This window comes from Streptomyces sp. bgisy100 (assembly GCF_057709105.1).
On sequence record NZ_JBYITE010000037.1, the window covers coordinates 31,160 to 48,138 of the forward strand.

The 16,979-nt window shown below is 72.9% G+C and carries 14 protein-coding genes and 1 other RNA gene; 7 read left to right on the top strand and 8 right to left on the bottom strand.

Annotated features, from left to right (window positions below):
- Nucleotides 1–23: 23 nt before the first annotated feature.
- Complete coding sequence (locus AC3EQ1_RS22640) at nt 24–626, bottom strand: TetR/AcrR family transcriptional regulator (RefSeq protein ID WP_432096171.1); 603 nt, start codon at nt 624–626, stop codon at nt 24–26.
- 118 nt (nt 627–744) lie between these two features.
- On the opposite strand from AC3EQ1_RS22640, the gene AC3EQ1_RS22645 reads away from it, so the two are divergent.
- Nucleotides 745–966, top strand: coding sequence for a DUF6243 family protein (locus AC3EQ1_RS22645; protein ID WP_432096172.1), 222 nt, complete (start codon nt 745–747; stop codon nt 964–966).
- A 122-nt stretch (nt 967–1,088) separates the two neighbouring features.
- The gene (gene ddaH, locus AC3EQ1_RS22650) at nt 1,089–1,910 is read left to right on the top strand and encodes a dimethylargininase (RefSeq protein WP_432096173.1); all 822 of its coding nucleotides are present in this window, start codon (nt 1,089–1,091) and stop codon (nt 1,908–1,910) included.
- 250 nt (nt 1,911–2,160) lie between these two features.
- On the opposite strand, the gene AC3EQ1_RS22655 is transcribed toward ddaH, so the two are convergent.
- The 3 genes from AC3EQ1_RS22655 to AC3EQ1_RS22665 all read right to left on the bottom strand — a co-directional run bounded on the left by AC3EQ1_RS22655 (nt 2,161) and on the right by AC3EQ1_RS22665 (nt 6,219).
- Complete coding sequence (locus AC3EQ1_RS22655; protein WP_432096174.1) at nt 2,161–3,198, bottom strand: small ribosomal subunit Rsm22 family protein; 1,038 nt, start codon at nt 3,196–3,198, stop codon at nt 2,161–2,163.
- Between the two features lie 316 nt (nt 3,199–3,514).
- Nucleotides 3,515–5,014: a serine hydrolase domain-containing protein gene (locus tag AC3EQ1_RS22660; protein ID WP_432096175.1), complete on the bottom strand. Its 1,500-nt coding sequence runs from the start codon at nt 5,012–5,014 to the stop codon at nt 3,515–3,517.
- Nucleotides 4,942–6,219 (bottom strand): Bcr/CflA family multidrug efflux MFS transporter, encoded by a 1,278-nt coding sequence (locus tag AC3EQ1_RS22665; RefSeq protein ID WP_488187167.1) that lies wholly within the window; start codon nt 6,217–6,219, stop codon nt 4,942–4,944. Before AC3EQ1_RS22665 ends, AC3EQ1_RS22660 begins: the two co-directional genes overlap by 73 nt.
- Before the next feature lie 487 nt (nt 6,220–6,706).
- Here AC3EQ1_RS22665 and AC3EQ1_RS22670 point away from each other — a divergent pair, with 487 nt between their 5' ends.
- Entirely contained in the window at nt 6,707–7,696 is a 990-nt protein-coding gene (locus AC3EQ1_RS22670) for a Gfo/Idh/MocA family protein (RefSeq protein WP_432096176.1), read from the top strand.
- A 355-nt stretch (nt 7,697–8,051) separates the two neighbouring features.
- On the opposite strand, the gene AC3EQ1_RS22675 is transcribed toward AC3EQ1_RS22670, so the two are convergent.
- A complete protein-coding gene (locus AC3EQ1_RS22675; protein ID WP_432096177.1) occupies nt 8,052–9,674 on the bottom strand; it encodes an alkaline phosphatase D family protein in 1,623 nt (540 codons plus the stop codon).
- Between the two features lie 158 nt (nt 9,675–9,832).
- On the opposite strand from AC3EQ1_RS22675, the gene AC3EQ1_RS22680 reads away from it, so the two are divergent.
- The 4 genes from AC3EQ1_RS22680 to AC3EQ1_RS22695 all read left to right on the top strand — a co-directional run bounded on the left by AC3EQ1_RS22680 (nt 9,833) and on the right by AC3EQ1_RS22695 (nt 13,514).
- Nucleotides 9,833–10,597 (top strand): SDR family oxidoreductase, encoded by a 765-nt coding sequence (locus AC3EQ1_RS22680; RefSeq protein ID WP_432096178.1) that lies wholly within the window; start codon nt 9,833–9,835, stop codon nt 10,595–10,597.
- 81 nt (nt 10,598–10,678) lie between these two features.
- Nucleotides 10,679–11,815: a hypothetical protein gene (locus AC3EQ1_RS22685; RefSeq protein WP_432096179.1), complete on the top strand. Its 1,137-nt coding sequence runs from the start codon at nt 10,679–10,681 to the stop codon at nt 11,813–11,815.
- A gap of 286 nt (nt 11,816–12,101) precedes the next feature.
- Nucleotides 12,102–12,314 carry a hypothetical protein gene (locus AC3EQ1_RS22690; RefSeq protein WP_432096180.1) on the top strand — a complete coding sequence of 71 codons (213 nt, stop codon included), beginning with the start codon at nt 12,102–12,104 and terminating at the stop codon, nt 12,312–12,314.
- 531 nt (nt 12,315–12,845) lie between these two features.
- Entirely contained in the window at nt 12,846–13,514 is a 669-nt protein-coding gene (locus AC3EQ1_RS22695; RefSeq protein ID WP_432096181.1) for a transcriptional regulator, read from the top strand.
- Nucleotides 13,515–13,795: 281 nt separating this feature from the next.
- Here the strand turns inward: AC3EQ1_RS22695 and AC3EQ1_RS22700 are convergent, their stop codons facing one another.
- The 3 genes from AC3EQ1_RS22700 to AC3EQ1_RS22710 all read right to left on the bottom strand — a co-directional run bounded on the left by AC3EQ1_RS22700 (nt 13,796) and on the right by AC3EQ1_RS22710 (nt 16,913).
- Nucleotides 13,796–15,160 (bottom strand): nucleobase:cation symporter-2 family protein, encoded by a 1,365-nt coding sequence (locus AC3EQ1_RS22700; RefSeq protein ID WP_432096182.1) that lies wholly within the window; start codon nt 15,158–15,160, stop codon nt 13,796–13,798.
- 735 nt (nt 15,161–15,895) lie between these two features.
- Nucleotides 15,896–16,300: RNase P RNA component class A (gene rnpB, locus AC3EQ1_RS22705), an RNA gene on the bottom strand.
- 43 nt (nt 16,301–16,343) lie between these two features.
- Entirely contained in the window at nt 16,344–16,913 is a 570-nt protein-coding gene (locus AC3EQ1_RS22710) for a Uma2 family endonuclease (RefSeq protein ID WP_432096204.1), read from the bottom strand.
- Nucleotides 16,914–16,979 lie beyond the last annotated feature (66 nt).

Consider the following 16,979-nt stretch of genomic DNA (forward strand, 5'->3'; position numbering starts at 1 on the left):
AGCGGTGGCGGGACCCTGCGGAGCTAGCCCCGCGGCCGGAGCCCCCGCAGGGTCTGTTCGACGACGCTGTCCGCGAAGTCGTGCGTCAGCGGGCGGGTGCGCAGCATCCACCGGTGGTACAGCGGGCCGACCAGCATCTCCACGGCCACCCGCAGATCCGTGCCGTCGGCGACCTCCCCGGCCTCCCGGGCGGCGCGCAGCCGCTCCTCGAAGGCGACGAGCTGCGGTTCGAGGACCCGGCCGGTGAGTTCGCGGGCGAGCTCGGGATCGTTCTGGCTCTCGGCGGTCAGGGCGCGGCTGGGCAGGTCGTACTTGGGGTCGTTGAGCTCGTCGGCGGTGGCCCGCAGGACGAGCTTCAGGTCGGCCTCGAGGTCACCGCTGTCGGGCAGCACCGGGCCGCCCTCCTCCTGCCCGCTGAGAGCCAGGAAGGAGTCGAACAGCACGGCGGCCTTCGAGGGCCACCAGCGATAGATGGTCTGCTTGCCGACACCGGCACGGGCCGCGATGGCTTCGATCGTCAGCTTGTTGAAGCCGACCTCTCCGACGAGTTCGAGGGCGGCGTCGAGGATCGCCTGCCGGGAACGTTCGTTGCGGCGGGTGGAATCGGGGGTCCGGGTCTGAGGCATGGTTCGAATCTACCATTGCGAGGCGAGACGTTTCGTCTTGACGAGACGATACGTTTCATGCAGACTCGGAGTCGACAGCGAGACGAACCGTCTCGGCTAGCTCGACCGAGGAGGACTCATGACCCGAGGCAGTGCCGGCTCCATGCTCGGCGTGGGCGGTACCCGCAGCAATCTGTCCCGCTCAGCGCTGCGCGGCGGACGGGGCGGCCGGCCCGCGGGCGGCGGCAGCGACCCGCAGGCCGCCAAACGCGAGTTGCTGCGTTCCCTCCGGGCGGCCCGGGAGCCCGCCCGGGAAGCGGACGGTCCGGGGGATTCCCGGGGCGGAGCGCAAGAGGACTGACGGGCACGGTTCCCCGTCGCGATTCATCCGTACGGATCACTGCGCGGCGGGGCCCGACGGTGGAACATGTGAGCGTGCAGGTATCTCACGTCTGCGCCCCATTCCACCGTGAGGAGACCTCCTTGCGCTCATCGTTCAGTCCTCGCCGGTACCTGATGTGCCCACCCACGCACTTCAAGGTCACCTACTCCATCAACCCCTGGATGGACCCCACCAAGCCGGTCGATCTCGCACTGGCCCTCGCGCAGTGGGAGGACCTGCGCGACCGCTACCGGACCCTCGGGCACACCGTGGAGGTACTCGACCCGCGGCCGGATCTGCCGGACATGGTCTTCGCCGCCAACGGCGCGACCGTCGTGGACGGCCGGGTCCTCGGGGCCCGGTTCGCCCATCCCGAGCGGACCGCCGAGGCCGCGGTGCACCGGGAGTGGTTCCGCTCCCACGGCTGGGACGAGGCCGACGTCCGCGAACCGGTGCACATCAACGAGGGCGAGGGGGACTTCGCCGTCACCGACTCCTGGCTGCTGGCCGGCCGCGGTTTCCGCAGCAGCCCGTTGTCCCATCCCGAGGCCCAGGAGTTCTTCGGCCGCCCGGTGATCGGTCTGGATCTGATCGACCCGCGCTACTACCACCTGGACACCGCGCTCTGTGTCCTCGCCGGCGACGAGGTGATGTACTACCCGGACGCCTTCTCCCCCGGCAGCCGGGCCGTCCTCGCCCGCCTCTTCCCGGACGCGATCGTCGCCGAGGAGGCCGACGCCGCCGCGTTCGGGCTGAACGCGGTCTCCGATGGCCACCACGTCCTGCTCCCCCAGGCGGCGCTGGGCCTCTTCGACCCCCTGCGGGACCGGGGGTACGAACCGATCGGCATGGACCTGTCGGAGCTCCTGAAGGGCGGCGGCAGCGTCAAGTGCTGCACGATGGAGCTGCGTCCGGCGGACTGACCGGCCGGAACGGGCGGCGCCGCCGCACGGCCGCCGGAGAGCACGCCGGCCGGGACGGAACCCCGGCCGGCGGCCACGTCCGGAGCGCGGTCCGCCTCCGGGCCCAACGGCCCTCATGCGCAAGGGTCCTCATACGCAAGGACCATCAGACACAAGGGCCGTCAGACACAAGGGCCGTCCGGCACAGGGGCCGTCAGGCGCAGAGGGGGCACCGTCGGAGCCGACGTCCCTCAGGCGTGGCGGCGCCCCGTCACTCCGTCGCGTCCGGTTCCTGCGGTGGCGGCCAGCTGTCGCCCCACTCCGTGTCGCGGGCGGCGCGGTACAGCGGCCCCTGGCGCTTGGTCACCGTGCTGCGGCGCAGGGCCCCGTCGGCGGTGCAGAGGTCCAGCAGGACCTGTCCCTTGCGGAGTTGCGGGTGGCGTACCACCCGGTGCTCGGCGGTGGCCGCCGGGAAGCGCACCGCCGCCACATAGCTGAACTTCTCGTCCTCGTACGGCAGGGAGCCGCCCTTCACCTGCCGGTGCAGCGAGGACCGTCCGACCCGGGCCGCGAAGTGGCACCAGTCCCGGCCCCGTTCGATCGGGCAGGCGGCGCTGTGCGGGCAGGGGGCGACGACCCGCAGGCCGGCCGCGATCAGCCGGTCCCGGGCCTCGATGATCCGCAGATAGCCGTCGGGGGTGCCCGGTTCGATCAGCACCACCGCCTGCGCCGCGCGTGCCGCCTCGTCGACCACCGACCGGCGGTCCTGAGGGGTCAGCTCGCCCAGCACGTAGGAGACCGTGACCAGGTCGGTGCCCTCGGGCAGCTCCAGTCCGCCGCCGATCGCCGCACGCCGCCAGTCGGCGGCGCGCAGCGCCGGGAGGCCGGAGTCCGCCGCCAGCTCGCGGCCGATCGCGAGCGCGGGCTCGGCCCAGTCCAGCACGGTCGTGCGGCGCTCCGCCTCGGGCCAGGCCGCCGTCACGGCCCAGGTGGCCGCGCCGGTGCCGCCGCCCACGTCCGTATGGGTCGCCGGCGACCACTCCGGCAGCTGTTCCCGGAACGCGGCGAGCGCGGCCCGGACGGCCTCGAAGGTCGCGGGCATCCGGTATGCGGCGTACGCGGCGACGTCGGAGCGGTCGCGGAGCACCGGGGCGTCGGTGGGGGTGCGCCCCCGGTAGTTGGCGATCAGCCGGTCGACCGCCTGTGCGGCCTGTCGGGGCGGCAGACCGTCCAGAAGCCGCGCGAGTGCCGTACGCAGTGCCTCGGGCACGGTGACGGCGCCGGTGCGGGGGGAATCAGGGGCGTGCATCCGGAAGAGTCTAGTTCGGGTGCCACCGGCACCTTCAGCCGCTTCGGGCGCCCCGGCGCCTTCAGGCCGCATCAGGTTCCCCGGCGCCTTCAGGCCGCTTCGAGTGCCCCGGCGTCTTCATGCCGCGCGGTGGCCGCGAGGGTGGTGGGTGCCTGGTACGGGCGGGATGCGCGGGTCCGGCGCCGCCCGCATCAGCCCCGCAGGCTGCCGTCCCGCCGCCGCCACCGCCTCTCGCCGCGAGCGCTCACCACCGGGACGTCGCTTCGGACGCCTCCTCGTGGCCTCCCCCGTGACCCTCACCCGGATCCACCCGCCGTTACACGCCCCCGGCGGCGGCGTCCCGGTCGTCCGCGGCCCGTACGGCCCGCGCGAGGCGGGTCGCGGCCGTCGCGCGCGGGACGCTGTCCGCCGGCCTGCGGCGCGGGTGGACGGTGTTGGCGAGCAGCACCAGGAAGCTGTCCGTGGCCCGGTCCAGGACCAGGCTCGTCCCGGTGAAACCGGTGTGCCCGGCCGCGCCCCGGCCGGCCAGCTCCCCCATGAACCACGGCTGGTCCACCTCGAACCCCAGCCCCGGCGGCGCCAGCAGCAGGTCGACCGAGGCGGGGGCGAGGATCCGGGTGCCCTCGTACGTCCCGGCGTTCAGCAACGCCCGGCAGAGCACGGCGAGGTCCCACGCGGTGGAGAACAGCCCGGCGTGCCCGGCCACTCCCCCGAACGCCCAGGCGTTCTCGTCGTGCACCTCGCCGCGCAGCATGCCCCGGTCGGCCTTGGCCCACGGCCTGCGCTGATCCTCGGTGGCCGCCACCCCGGCCCGGCCGGGAACACCGGCCACTCCGGCAGGGCGGGGGGCACCGGCGGTCCCGTCACTCGGCACACCGCCGCCGGCGGAGCCCGCCACCCCGGCCGGGCCGTCGCCCGACACCTCCGCCGGACCGTCCCCCGATCCGCCGTCCCCCGACCCGGCGGGCCCCGTACCGCCGGGCCCCTTACCACCGGGCCCCGTACCGCCGGGCCCCGTACCGCCGGGCCCCGTACCGCCGGGCCCCGTACCGCCGGGCCCCGTACCGACCGGCCGGAAGCCGGTCGCCGTCATCCCGAGCGGGCCGGTGATCCCGCTGCGGACGAGCGCGTCGAGCCCCTCGCCCGTGATCCGCTCCAGCACCACCTGGAGCGCGATCATGTTGAGGTCCGAGTAGCACCGGCCGGAGCCGGGAGCGGCCACCGGCTCCTCGTCCCACAGCATCGCCAGCCGCGCCGTCCGGCCCGGCCGCTCGTGGAAGGGCAGTTCGGGGCGGAGGCCGGAGGTGTGGGTGAGCAGCTGCCGTACGGTCACCCCGCCCTTCCCCGCCGCGGCGAACTCCGGGACGTACGCGGCCACCGGCCGTCCCGCCTCCAGCACGCCCCGCTCCATCTGCTGCACCGCGACGATCGCCGTGCAGAGCTTGGTCAGCGAGGCCAGGTCGAAGACGGTGCCGGTGCGCATCGGCTCCCACGCCCGCCGCGGCAATTCGACGCCCCGGTCGGCAGCCGCGTCGTATCCGGCGTAGCGCACGGCCCAGCCGGCCGCCTGCTCGACGGCGACGACCGGGCCCCGGCCCGCGAGGACCACCGCCCCCGCGCACCAGGGGCGCTCCCCCTCGGGCAGCCGCCGTACGTCGCGGACCAGTTCGTGCAGCTCGGCGGCGTCCAGCCGGGCGCGCGCCGGGGTCCCGGCGTGCAGGCGCGTGTGCGGTCGTGACGTGGTCAGCTTCCCGCTCCCTCCGTGTCCCGGCCGCGGTCCGTCCCCTCGACGGTCCGCTGCTGCCAGGGGCGGCACAGTCCCAGGAAACATGTGACCGCCAGCAGGCCGCACACCACCTGGACGAGCGCCATGGGGACGGCCGTGCGCTCCCCCGCGATGCCCACGAGCGGTGAGGCGACCGCGCCGACGAGGAAGGAGCAGGTGCCGATCAGCGCGGAGGCCGAGCCGGCGGCGTGCGGGGTGCGCATCAGGGCCTGCGCGTTGGTGTTCGGCAGCGTCACGCCCATCGCGGACATCAGTACGAACAGCCCGGCGGCCACCGGGCCGAGCCCCACGTCCCCGAAGACGCCGGACGCCATCAGCAGCAGCGCGACAGCCGCCGTGGTCACCACGGCCAGGCCGACGGACAGCGCCTTGTCGAGGCTGACCCGGCCGATGAGCAGCTTGCCGTTGAGCTGCCCGACCGCGACCAGGCCCACCGAGTTGAGGCCGAACAGCAGGCTGAAGGTCTGCGGGGAGGCGCCGTAGATCTCCTGGACCACGAAGGGCGAGGCGGAGATGTAGGAGAAGAGGGTGGCGAAGGTGAAGCCGCCGGCCAGCATGTAGCCGGTGAAGACCCGGTCGGCGAGGAGCCCGCGCATGGTGCGCAGGGTGGCGCCGAGCCCGCCGCTGTGCCGCCGCTCCGGGGGCAGCGTCTCGCCGAGTTTGCGGATCACCAGCAGGGTGATCAGGATGCCGATGCCCGCCAGGACGTAGAAGACGCCCCGCCAGTCGGTGACCCGGAGCACCTGGCCGCCGACGAGCGGCGCGACGACGGGTGCGGCGCCGGAGACCAGCATCAGGCTGGAGAAGAACCGGGCCATGGCGACGCCGTCGTAGAGGTCGCGCACCACGGCCCGGGCGATCACGATCCCGGCGGCCCCGGCCAGGCCCTGGAGCAGCCGGAAGGCGATGAGCAGTTCGACCGTGGGCGCGAGGGCGCAGACGGCGGTGGCGACGACGTAGACCGTCATGCCGGCGACGAGCGGCCGGCGGCGGCCCCACTTGTCACTCATCGGGCCGACGACGAGCTGGCCCAGCGCCATGCCCGCGAGGCAAGCGGTCAGGGTCAGCTGGACGGTGGCGGCGGGGGTGTGCAGCGCGTCGGTGACCGCCGGGAGGGCGGGGAGGTACATGTCCATCGACAGCGGTGCCAGCGCGGTCAGCCCGCCGAGGACGAGGACGAGGAGCAGCGCGGCACGGCCGGCCGGCGGTTCCGGAGCTGCTCCTTCCGTCCGCACGTCCGCAGCCGCCGCTCCCGCGCGGTCCACCGTTCCGGCCTGCTCCACGGTTCCGGCCTCGACCGTTCCGGCCCGCTCAACCGTTTCAGCAAGCTCCGCCGTTCCGGCCCGCTCCGCCGCTGCTGCCCGCTCCGTTGCTGCTGCCCGCTCCGTTGCTCCTGCGCGGTCCTCCCCGCCGGCAGGTTGCTCCCCCGAGGCCCGGTCGTGGCCGTCGGCGCTCCCGACCGCCCCGTCCCGGTCGGCGGTCACGGCCGGCACCGCCCCTCGGCCCGCGGCGCCGTTCCCGGCCGACCCTTCCTCAGGGTCTCCCCGACCATCCGGCACCCCCGCCGTATCCGATATGACCCGCTTTCTGTCCCGAGCGGGTCGAACTGACAACTTTTCCGGTCGCATCGGGCCGGTTTCCGGCATTCGACTCTCCACTTTCGTTGAATCCTTACCATGCATTCAGCATGACGACTGGTCCACGGCGACGAGGGCGGTGCCTGTGCAGGACGTTCGTGTGCGCTGGGGCATCCTGGGGACCGGCGGCATCGCCGCGTCCTTCACCGCGCAGCTGCTGGAGCTGCCCGGGGCCGAGGTCGTGGCCGTCGGTTCCCGCAGCACGGGCACGGCGAGAGGCTTCGCCGAGCGGTTCGGCATACCCCGCGCCTACGGCAGCTGGGCGGGGCTGGCGGCCGACGACGGCGTGGACGTCGTGTACGTCGCCGTTCCGCACTCCGCGCATCGGGCGGCGGCGGGCCTGTGCCTGGAGGCCGGCCGGGCGGTGCTCTGCGAGAAGGCCTTCACGCTCAACGCCCGCGAGGCGGACGAGCTGGTGGAACTGGCCCGGGAGCGCCGCCGCTTCATGATGGAAGCGATGTGGACCTACTGCAATCCCGTCATGCGTCGCATGGTGGAGATCGTAACCGACGGGGCGATCGGGGAGATCCGCAGCGTGCACGCCGATTTCGGACTGCCCGGGCCGTACGGTCCGGCGCACCGGCTGCGCGATCCGGCGCGGGGCGGCGGGGCCCTTCTCGACCTGGGCGTGTACCCGGTCTCGCTGGCCCATCTCGTCCTCGGTGAGCCGTCGGAGGTGCAGGGCAGGGCGGAGCTCACGCCGGAGGGCGTGGACGCCAACACCGGGATGCTCCTCGGCTGGGACTCGGGCGCGGTGGCCCTGCTGAGCTGCTCGATCACCGCGGACACCCCGATGACCGCGGCGGTGACGGGTACGGCGGGCCGGATCGAGTTCCCGCGCGGCTTCTTCTATCCGGACCGGTTCGTACTGCACCGGCCGGGCCGGGAGCCGGAGGAGTTCGCCCTGGAGGGCCGGCGCAACAGCCTGCGGCACGAGGCGCTGGAGGTGATGCGCTGTCTGCGTGCGGGCGAGACGGAGTCCCCGCTGGTGCCGCTGGACGGCAGCCGGGCGGTGATGCGCACGCTGGACGCGGTCCGGGGTCGCATCGGGGTCCGGTACCCGGGCGAGGAGTGACGGCCCGCGCCGAGCCGGGACGCCCCGGCGGATGCGGGGGCCTCGGGACGCCCCGGCGGATGCGGGGGGCGTCCCGGCTCGGCGCGGGAGCGCCGGACGGGCCGGCGGATGCGGGAGCGCCGGACGGGCCGGCGGAACGGGCACCGGGCGGTGTCCGTCCCACCGGCCTCCGCCGGGCGGGCAGCGCCCGCAGCCTGACGCCCGTCGCACGGCCGCCCGGCGGACCGCCCGGCGGACGGCCAGACGGCAGACGGCAGACGACGGACGGCAGACGGCGCCCCTCAGGCGGCAGCCGACACAGGAGGCCTCGGACCGCCGACGACCGCCGACGTCAGCCCCCGAAGGCCGGACGGCCTCAGGCCGGTTCGAGCCCCGGCGACCCCGCCTCGGTGACGAACGACGCCGCCGTGGTCAGCGCCGCCCCCTGGGTGGTCACCGCCTTGAGGGTCTTGAAGTCGGCGCGTGCCTCCGCCGTCCCGAGAGTGACGGTGAGGTAGCCGCGGCGGCCGTTGTACCACTTCATGTGGGGGTTGGCCGCCATGTACGTGGCCCAGTTGGCGGGCCGGTCGGCGCCGTCCTTGCCGCTGGAGACCGAGGTGGTGACCAGCTCCGTGCCGACGGTCCGGCTGCCCGGGTCCCGGAAGTCGGCCTTGATGTCCATCCCGTAGCTCACGTGCACATCGCCGGTGAGCACCAGGAGGTTGTCGATCCCGGCCGCCTGCGCCCCGGCGAGAACTCGGCGGCGGGAGGCGGGATAGCCGTCCCAGGCGTCCATGCTCACCTTGTAGTCGGCGTCGGTGGTGGACCGCCGCTGGGCGAAGGTGACCTGCTGGGGCAGCACGTTCCACAGGGCCTGCGAGGAGCGCCAGCCGTCCAGCAGCCAGCGCTCCTGGCCGGCCCCGGTCAGGGTGCGCGACGGGTTCTCCGACTCGGGCCCCGGAACCTGCCAGCCGTCGCCCTGGGCCTGGTCGGAGCGGTACTGGCGGGTGTCGAGGACGTCGAACCGGGCGAGCCGGCCGAAGCCGATCCGCCGGTAGAGACGCATGTCCGGGCCGTTCGGCCGCTGCGGCCGGCGCAGCGGCTGGTTCTCCCAGTAGGCGCGGTAGGCGGCGGCCCGGCGGATCAGGAAGTCCTCGGACGGTCCGCCGCCCTCCGGGACGTCGTCGGCGTAGTTGTTCTCGACCTCGTGGTCGTCCCAGGTGACGACGAAGGGGTGCGCGGCGTGGGCGGCCATCAGGTCCGGGTCGGTCTTGTAGAGGGCGTACCGGAGCCGGTAGTCCTCCAGGGTGGCCGTCTCCCGGTTGAACACCTCGGGAAGTTTCCGGTCGGTGTACTTGCGGGCCCCGCCGGCCGCGTCGACGGCGTACTCGTACAGGTAGTCGCCGAGGTGGAACACGACGTCGAGGTCCTCGCCCGCGAGGTGCCGGTACGCGGTGAAGTACCCGTCGTGATAGGCCTGGCAGGACACCGCGGCCAGGCGCAGGTCGTTCAGCCGGGCGCCCGCGGCCGGTGCGGTGCGGGTGCGGCCGACGGGGCTGATCCAGGAGCCGGCCCGGAAGCGGTAGTAGTGGACGCAGTCGGGGGCGAGGCCGTCGGCCTCGACGTGCACGGTGTGGTCGAACTCGGGGTGCGCGGTGGCCGTGCCTCGGCGGACGACCCGGGAGAAGCGCTCGTCGCGCGCGATCTCCCAGTCGACGTCGACGCGGGCGGCGGGCAGGCCGCCACCGGTCTCGTACGGCTCGGGGGCGAGTCTGGTCCAGAGCACGACGGAGCCGGGAAGCGGGTCGCCGGAGGCGACACCCAGGGTGAACGGATCGGCGGTGAGCGCCCGGCGCGCGTCGAGAGCGGCGGCGTCGGCGGTGCCCGGAAGGTTGGTGGCGAAGGCGAGCGCGGCGGCCGCGCCGGTGACGGTGAGGAAGCGGCGCCGGCCCAGGTGGGCGGCGGCGGCCCGGAGCTCCGTGCGGTACGGGATAGTCATCTGCCCCTCCCCTGACGGGTGTTGTACTGCGGAATTCCAGTGCCGGGGAGAGGCCGCGCGTTGTCGCGAGCACAACACGTACATGGCGAGTCGATGAGCTTCGCCTCCCGAAGGGGCGTTCGGGGGCAATCCCGCCGCCGTCCCGTACCCTGCGGGCCATGGCGGAGAGCGAGACCGGCCCGAGGGTCGCGGTGATCACCGGCGCCGGTTCGGGCATCGGCAGAGCGGTCGTCCGGGCTCTGGTGGCCGACGGATGGGCAGTGGCGCTGGCGGGGCGCCGGGCGGCGGCGCTGGAGGAGACGGCGCGGCTGGCGGACGCGGGCGGGCAGGCCCTGGCCGTGCCGACGGACGTGACCCGGCCGACCGAGGTGACGGAGCTGTTCCGGGCGGCGGCCGGGCGCTTCGGCCGGGTCGACCTGCTCTTCAACAACGCCGGGGGCTTCGGCCCGGCGGTGCCGCTGGAGGAGCTGGCGCACGCGGACTGGCAGTCGGTGGTCGACACCAATCTCACCGGGGCGTTCCTGTGCGCCCAGGCGGCGTTCCGGCAGATGAGCGGCCAGGATCCGCGGGGCGGCCGGATCATCAACAACGGTTCCGTCTCGGCCCATGCGCCGCGGCCGGACAGCATCGCCTACACCGCCACCAAGCACGCGATGACCGGACTCACCAAGTCGCTGTCGCTGGACGGCCGGAAGCACCGGATCGCCTGCGGACAGATCGACATCGGCAACGCCGCGACCGAGATGACCGAGGCGATGCGGACCGGGACCCGCCAGGCCGACGGCACCCTCGCGGCCGAACCGGTGATGGACGCGGCGGATGTGGCGCGGACGGTGCTGCACATGGCGTCACTGCCGCTGGAGGCCAATGTCCAGTTCGCCACGGTGATGGCCACGACGATGCCGTACATCGGGCGTGGCTGAATTCGACCATTTGGCGGGCTATTTCGACTGAGTGGGGTAATCACCCGCTGAATCCGGTTGCGGGGCGTTACCTTGCCGCTCATGCTCTCCAGGCACAACCCGCCGGAGCCCTCCCCGGAGGCGCGCCCGCCGACCACCCCCACAGCCGACCCGGCGCCCGTCGTCTGGCCTGCGCCCGCGCCGGGCGATCTGCTCGCGGAGCAGTCCGTGGACTCCCTCTCCGAGCCGGACGACGGCCCGGCGCCGCCCCGCTCCGTGCGATCGGACGTTCCGACGACCGCGCTGGACGCCCGCGGCAGGGCCGAGGCGGAGGCCGGCCGGAAGCCGACGGCGAAGGGGGCACCGCAGCCCGCGGCGAGCACCGGCCGGAAGCCCTCCGCCGACAGTCGCAAGCCCACCGCCGACCGGAGGCCCGCCGGCCGAGGCTGGCGGCGATCCGCCGCGAAGACCGGCGCCGGAGCAGCGGCAGGGGCAGCGGCGGAACCCGCCCCGGCGACCGCGCCGGGCCCAGGCCCAGGCGCCGCCCCCGGCCCACGCCCCGACTCCGGGTCCGGCTCCGGCTCCGGGAAGGCTGCCGCCTCCGCCCCGGCCGTGTCCCCCGCGCCTGCCGCTGCCGCCGCGACGCCGACCGGCGCGGCCCCCGCGACGCCCTGCGCGCACGGACGGGTCTCCGTCGGCCGCATCCGGAGCATGAGCCGCACCGGCCGGGCCGTGGGCGCGGTCTGCGCCCTCTACGCCACCGGGCTGGTCCTCAGCCTGACGGGCGCGACACCGATCGCGCCCAGCACCCTCCTCCCCTTGCCCGGCGTACCGAACGCGGCCCCCGCGGACGACGGCCCCCGGCGCGTGGGAACCGTCGAGGCCACGGGAGTACCGGGCGGCCCGGCGGGCGCCCCCGGCGACGACAAGCCGGGCAGCCTCTCCCACGAGACGTCGGCATCGGCATCGCCCTCGGCGTCCGACGGCCCCTCCGGCGAGCCGGGCGACCGCTCGGACCCGCCGTCCCCCGACAGCGGGGACGGACATCCCCTCCCGCAGCAGCCACCGGGCTCGTCGGCCACCGCGCCCGTACCGGGGCCCAGCGTTCCGTCGCAGCCGCCGGCCGAGTCGCCGCCCGCCCAGCCGACGTCCACCCCCGGTTCCACCCCGTCCGGCGAGACCACACCGCCGGCGAACCCTCCCTCCGGCAACGACGGCGGGTCCCAGGGGACCGGCTGACGCGACGGACCCCCGCCCTCCGCCGCGGGGGCATGGAGGGGGCGCGACGGGGGCGGGGCGGGCCGCGGCGCGAGAAGCGGCGGCCACGGTCCGAGTGAAGCGCACCGAGCCGGCAGCCCGGCAGGGTGTGCGCGGACCGTCCACAGGTGCGGCGTTCACACCCCGTGTGCGCAGGAAGGCCGGGACCGGTCCGGGGCCTCTCGCCGGGATCGGCCCGCCGTGGGGACCGGCCCGCCCGGCGACCGACCGGGATGCGCCCCGGCGGCTCGCGCAGCACCCTGTACGTATGACCGAGCACCCGCCCGTGATCGTGCACCCGCCGTCCCCGTCGGGCGGGCGCCGCATCACCGTGCACGGACAGATCGTGGGCCTCGCCCACGGCCGGGGGGACGTGTGCGAGTTCCTGCGCGAGGCAGGTCTCGATCCCACGCTCGACGACCCGGCGGTGATCGAATGGCGCGGCGGCGACCTGGATCACTGGCCCAGACCCACGGCGTAACGGAAGCTTCCCGGGCCATCGGGACTCTCGGACTCTCGGGCTCTCGGACTCTCGGGCTCTCGGGCTCTCGGGCTCTCGGGCTCTCGGGCTCTCGGGCTCTCGGGCTCTCGGGCTCTCGGGCTCTCCACACAGAATCCCGGACACTGGGCACTCAGGGCGAATCGGGCCGGCCCTGCTGAACAGCGCGTCCGGGCCCTGGACAACAGCACGGACAGCCGCAAGGAATGGCTACCAAAGGGCGTACGGATAACGGCAGTTCCGTCGATCCGCCCCAGTGCATCGGATTCGGCACGGTACGCGGGGCCGGGGCAAATACCAGCGAGTAGTTGAAAGTTCCTGCATTTGCCTTGGGATCGAAGGGAAGCTGGCACTTCCTACCAATGGATCATCTGTTAATCTGCCCGCTCCTGGATGTTCCTCCACCTGCCCCTCCCCCCAAGCACCCATATGTCCGGATGGGTGCAGCGAGGTGTCTCGTACGTGCTCAGAACTCCGTTTTCCCCCACCGAGGCCAGAGCGGCTCGCATTCGAATGGGCCTGACAGAAGTTCAAGTCGCACAGACCATGGGGGCGTGCGGCGTCCCCATTCCTCCCGAAGCCGTGGTCGCCTGGGAGCAGGGCACGCACATCCCCACGGAACCGCAGCTCTTCGCCCTGGCCGACACGCTCTGGTGCCCGGCGACCGTGCTGATGGGAGTGCAGCCGCGCACCCTCGCGGAACACCGGCTGGCCCGCCAGCTGAGCGCGGAACGGCTGGCCGGGCGGATCGGGATGGCCGTGGCCGAGTACCAGGCGGCCGAGGCGGCGCAGCGCTGGGACGGCGACTACCGGCAGACCCGGGCCCTGGTGGACACGCTCGGGCTCTCGCTGCGCCAACTCGTCGGCATCATGGGCCGGGTGGACGAGCTGGCCGACCACCTGCGGGCGGCCATCGACGGCCGCTGGAAGTCCCACGTCGCTCCGGTGGCGGAGATCGCCGCGATCAACGAGAGCCGGGTGAGTGACGCGCTGCGGACGATGCACGCGGAGTTCGCCGAGTTCTCCGAGCGCTACATGGGTCACGTCGTGGCCCGGAACGACGACGCCCGCCTGAAGGAGGTCGCCGCGGAGCGCTCCGCCTATCTGCGCCGGCTGGTGGATCACTTCTGGGAGCTGGTGGGCGAGGCGGGCGAGGTCCCCCCGTTCAACACCGTGCTCTGAGCGCACCCGGCCGCCACGACTCCGCGTCCGGGGAGCGATCGGCGGCTGCCCGCTGAGTACTCGGCGGCTGCCCGCTGAGCGATCGGCGCCTGCCCGCTCAGCACTCGGCGCCAGCCCGCTGAGCACTCGGCGCCTGCCCGGCGGCGTTCCCGCGAGGCCAGGACGGCGCCCCGCGGGCGCGGACGGCGCCCTGCGGGGACCCACAGCTCCCAACGGGGCTCGGACGACGCCCTGCGGGCCGGGGGCACGGGGATCGCCCCCGGCCCCGGCCCGCAGCGGGTTCAGCGCTGTGCGGTGCCCAGCTGCGGGTCGGCCGGGCCGTCCCGCTCGATCTCGTCCCAGTCGATCTCCATCGCCGTACGGCGGGTGAAGACGTTGAAGAAGAGGTTCAGCAGGATGGCGGTGAGGCCGCCCAGGGTGATCCCGCTGTCGAGGACCGCCTGGACGTCGTCCGACATCCGGTCGAAGAACGGCGCGACCGTGGTGGGCAGCAGCGCGGCGCCGAGACTGACCGCCAGGATCAGCGCGTTGCGCTCCTCGCGCAGGTCGACCTTGCCCAGGATCTGGATGCCGACCGTCGCCACCATGCCGAACATGGCGACCGCCGCACCGCCCAGCACCGGATGCGGAATGGCGGCGACCAGGCTGCCCGCCTTCGGCAGCAGCCCCAGGATGATCATGAAGACGCCCGCCGCGACCACGACGAACCGGCTCATCACCCTGGTCATCCGCACCAGGCCGATGTTCTCCGCGAAGGCCACGTAGGGAAAGGAGTTGAACACACCGCCGAGGACGGTCGCGATGCCGTCGGCACGCAGGGCGCTGGCGACCGTTTCGCCGTCCACCTTCTTGCCGGTGATCTCGCCGATGGCATAGACGTCACCGGTGGTCTCCACCATGGTGATCAGCATGACGACGGTCATCGCGAGGATCGGGAAGAGTTCGAACTTGGGCATGCCGTAGTGGAACGGCGTGCTGACGCCGAACCAGTCGGCCTGGCCCACGGCGCCGAAGTCGGCGTCCCCGAGAAGCCAGGCCACCGCGGTGCCGAAGACCAGGCCGATCAGCACCGCGACACTGCTCAGAAACGGCTTTCCGATCCTGACGACCAGCAGGATGAAGAGCAGCGTGCCGAGGGCATAGGCGAGGTTCTTCGGGGAACCGTACGCCGCTTCGCCCATCAGATTCGCGCCGCCGGCCGCGTCCTGCAGGCCCACCGGGATGAGGGTGAGGCCGATGATGGTGAGAATCGTGCCGATGACGATCGGCGGAAAGAACTTCACCAATTTACTGAAGAACGGTGCGAACAGGAACGTGGCAATACCCGCTGTGATCACCGCGCCGTAGACCACCAGAAGACCGGCGGTGCCGCCGCCCGCACCGATGCCTATCGCAATCATGGGTGAGACCGCGGTGAAGGTCACGCCCTGAACAAGGGGCAGCCGGGCGCCGATCCGCCAGATGCCGAGGGCTTGGATGATCGAAGCGATACCGCAGGTGAGCAGGTCCGCATTGATCAGATAGACCAGTTCTTCATGGGACAGCCCCAGCGCGTTGCCGAGGAGAATCGGCACGATCACCGCGCCGGCGTAGAACGCAAGAATGTGCTGGAAACCGTAGAGGGAGAGCTTCGGGAGGGGAAGCACCTCATCGACAGGGTGAACTCCCTGCCCGTCCCCACTGTTCTTCTGTTGTGGAATTCGCGCCATCTCTGCCTTGCCTCCGCGAGGTAGGTGAATGAGAAGGAGCCGCCGAGCGGAGTCCCGGGAGATGCGAAGTCCCGGGAACGGTACGGCGACCGGTGATACCTGTACGGCCGACGCCCGTCCGGGATCGCCGACACCACGCCGTTCCGGCCGCGCCAGGTACATCCCGTGATGGCAGGACATCCTTGGATCAGCAGAAAGAGCCCGAATTGTCATCTGGATCCGCAGGCGAGCGGGGGCCGATCGGCGATCACCCTAGGGGACCGGCGTCCCTTCTCGCGAGTAACCTTGGCCAGAGCTCCACCCGATGGCCCGGTCCACGGAAATCGGCGACTGAAAAAGTTGAATTCCGCAACCTCGGCGCACGCGCCCCTCCTCGGCAAGGACGGCGGTCAAGTCCGGGGCACGATCGGTGATTTCCCTGCCCGGCCGATGACGGCTATTGCGGAGGCATTGCCGCGGTCCCGGAGTTCGCCGGTCGGCACGGTGGCGCGGCCCGGAGCGAGGGGACGCGTCGGGCGCACGGGCCCGGCCTCGGTGTACCGGCACCCGCTGAGGGGGCGTGAGGTGGGCTCGCGGGGATCCGCAGTGCGCGCTGAAAATCCCCGGATCCTCCCCCAACCGGGCCCCGGGACGTATCCGTCCAGAGATATCGCGGGTCGGAGGCGTGAGAGGCAGACGAGTCGAGCTGTACGCCGGGTTCTGTCTCCACCGGGCCTCGCGGCCCGGCAGGAGGCGGCCATCCATCTAGGACCGGCGTTGCCGCCGGTCTCGTGCGGTCTACCCGCGGACTCGGGCGGGCAGCCCTCGATCATCCGCGCAGGGCCGCCTTGCGGCGGCCCCTCTTGACCTTGCTCCAGGTGGGGTTTACCGAGCCGTCCGAGTCACCTCGGACGCTGGTGGTCTCTTACACCACCGTTTCACCCTTACCGGGAAGCCTTGCGGCCCCCGGCGGTCTGTTTTCTGTGGCACTGTCCCGCGGGTCGCCCCGGGTGGGCGTTACCCACCACCTTGCCGTGTGGAGCCCGGACGTTCCTCGGCGGGATCCGAGGATCCCGACGCGGCCGCCCGCTCGGCTCGTCTGCCGTGCCGACCATGGTACCCGCCGGTCGGGGCGGACCCGTCACACGAAGTCGGCCGTGCGCAGCACGAAGGAGAAGGGTTCGGGGAGAGCGACCTCCTTGCCGTACGGGACGGTGCACAGCTGCCGGTAGTCGTCCCCCTGCGGATCGCTGAACAGAGTCACCGCGGCGGCCTCGCGATCGGCGAGGAGATAGAGCGGGATGCCACCGCGGGCATAGCAGTGGCGCTTCGCCCTGCGGTCGCGGTCGGGGTTGGCGGAGGTCACTTCCACGACCATCGCCACCCCGTCGCACTCCATCCAGGACCCGGCGTCGTCGAAGAGTGCCAGGCTCGCGTCGGCCAGCGTCAGATCCGGGATGACATGGTTTCTGGGGCAGGGGCCGCCCCGAGGCACCTGCAGGCCCTTGTTGCCGGACATGTCCATCTCCACGGCGGAGGCGCGGGCGACCTGCCGGATGATCCGGCTGATGATGCTCTCATGAGCGCCCCCGGGCGGCGGCGTCACGACAATCTCCCCCTCGATCAGCTCGGCCCGGAAGCCCTCGGGCGTCTCCAGGGCCAGGAAGCCTTCCAGCAGGACTTCTTCCTGGGCGAGCGGCTCGTGTGCCATGGCGCTCATGTCACGCACCTTCCCTGTCTCGCGACAACGTAGGGACCGAGGGGGCCGGCAGCCCAC

Bases quoted from the DNA above. Each gene is read 5' to 3' on its own strand.
- AC3EQ1_RS22645 (WP_432096172.1), top strand. From the start codon at position 745: ATGACCCGAGGCAGTGCCGGCTCCATGCTCGGCGTGGGCGGTACCCGC.
- AC3EQ1_RS22640 (WP_432096171.1), bottom strand. From the start codon at position 626: ATGCCTCAGACCCGGACCCCCGATTCCACCCGCCGCAACGAACGTTCC.
- AC3EQ1_RS22695 (WP_432096181.1), top strand. From the start codon at position 12,846: ATGGGCCTGACAGAAGTTCAAGTCGCACAGACCATGGGGGCGTGCGGC.
- AC3EQ1_RS22680 (WP_432096178.1), top strand. From the start codon at position 9,833: ATGGCGGAGAGCGAGACCGGCCCGAGGGTCGCGGTGATCACCGGCGCC.
- AC3EQ1_RS22655 (WP_432096174.1), bottom strand. From the start codon at position 3,198: ATGCACGCCCCTGATTCCCCCCGCACCGGCGCCGTCACCGTGCCCGAG.
- AC3EQ1_RS22710 (WP_432096204.1), bottom strand. From the start codon at position 16,913: ATGGCACACGAGCCGCTCGCCCAGGAAGAAGTCCTGCTGGAAGGCTTC.
- AC3EQ1_RS22685 (WP_432096179.1), top strand. From the start codon at position 10,679: ATGCTCTCCAGGCACAACCCGCCGGAGCCCTCCCCGGAGGCGCGCCCG.
- AC3EQ1_RS22690 (WP_432096180.1), top strand. From the start codon at position 12,102: ATGACCGAGCACCCGCCCGTGATCGTGCACCCGCCGTCCCCGTCGGGC.
- AC3EQ1_RS22675 (WP_432096177.1), bottom strand. From the start codon at position 9,674: ATGACTATCCCGTACCGCACGGAGCTCCGGGCCGCCGCCGCCCACCTG.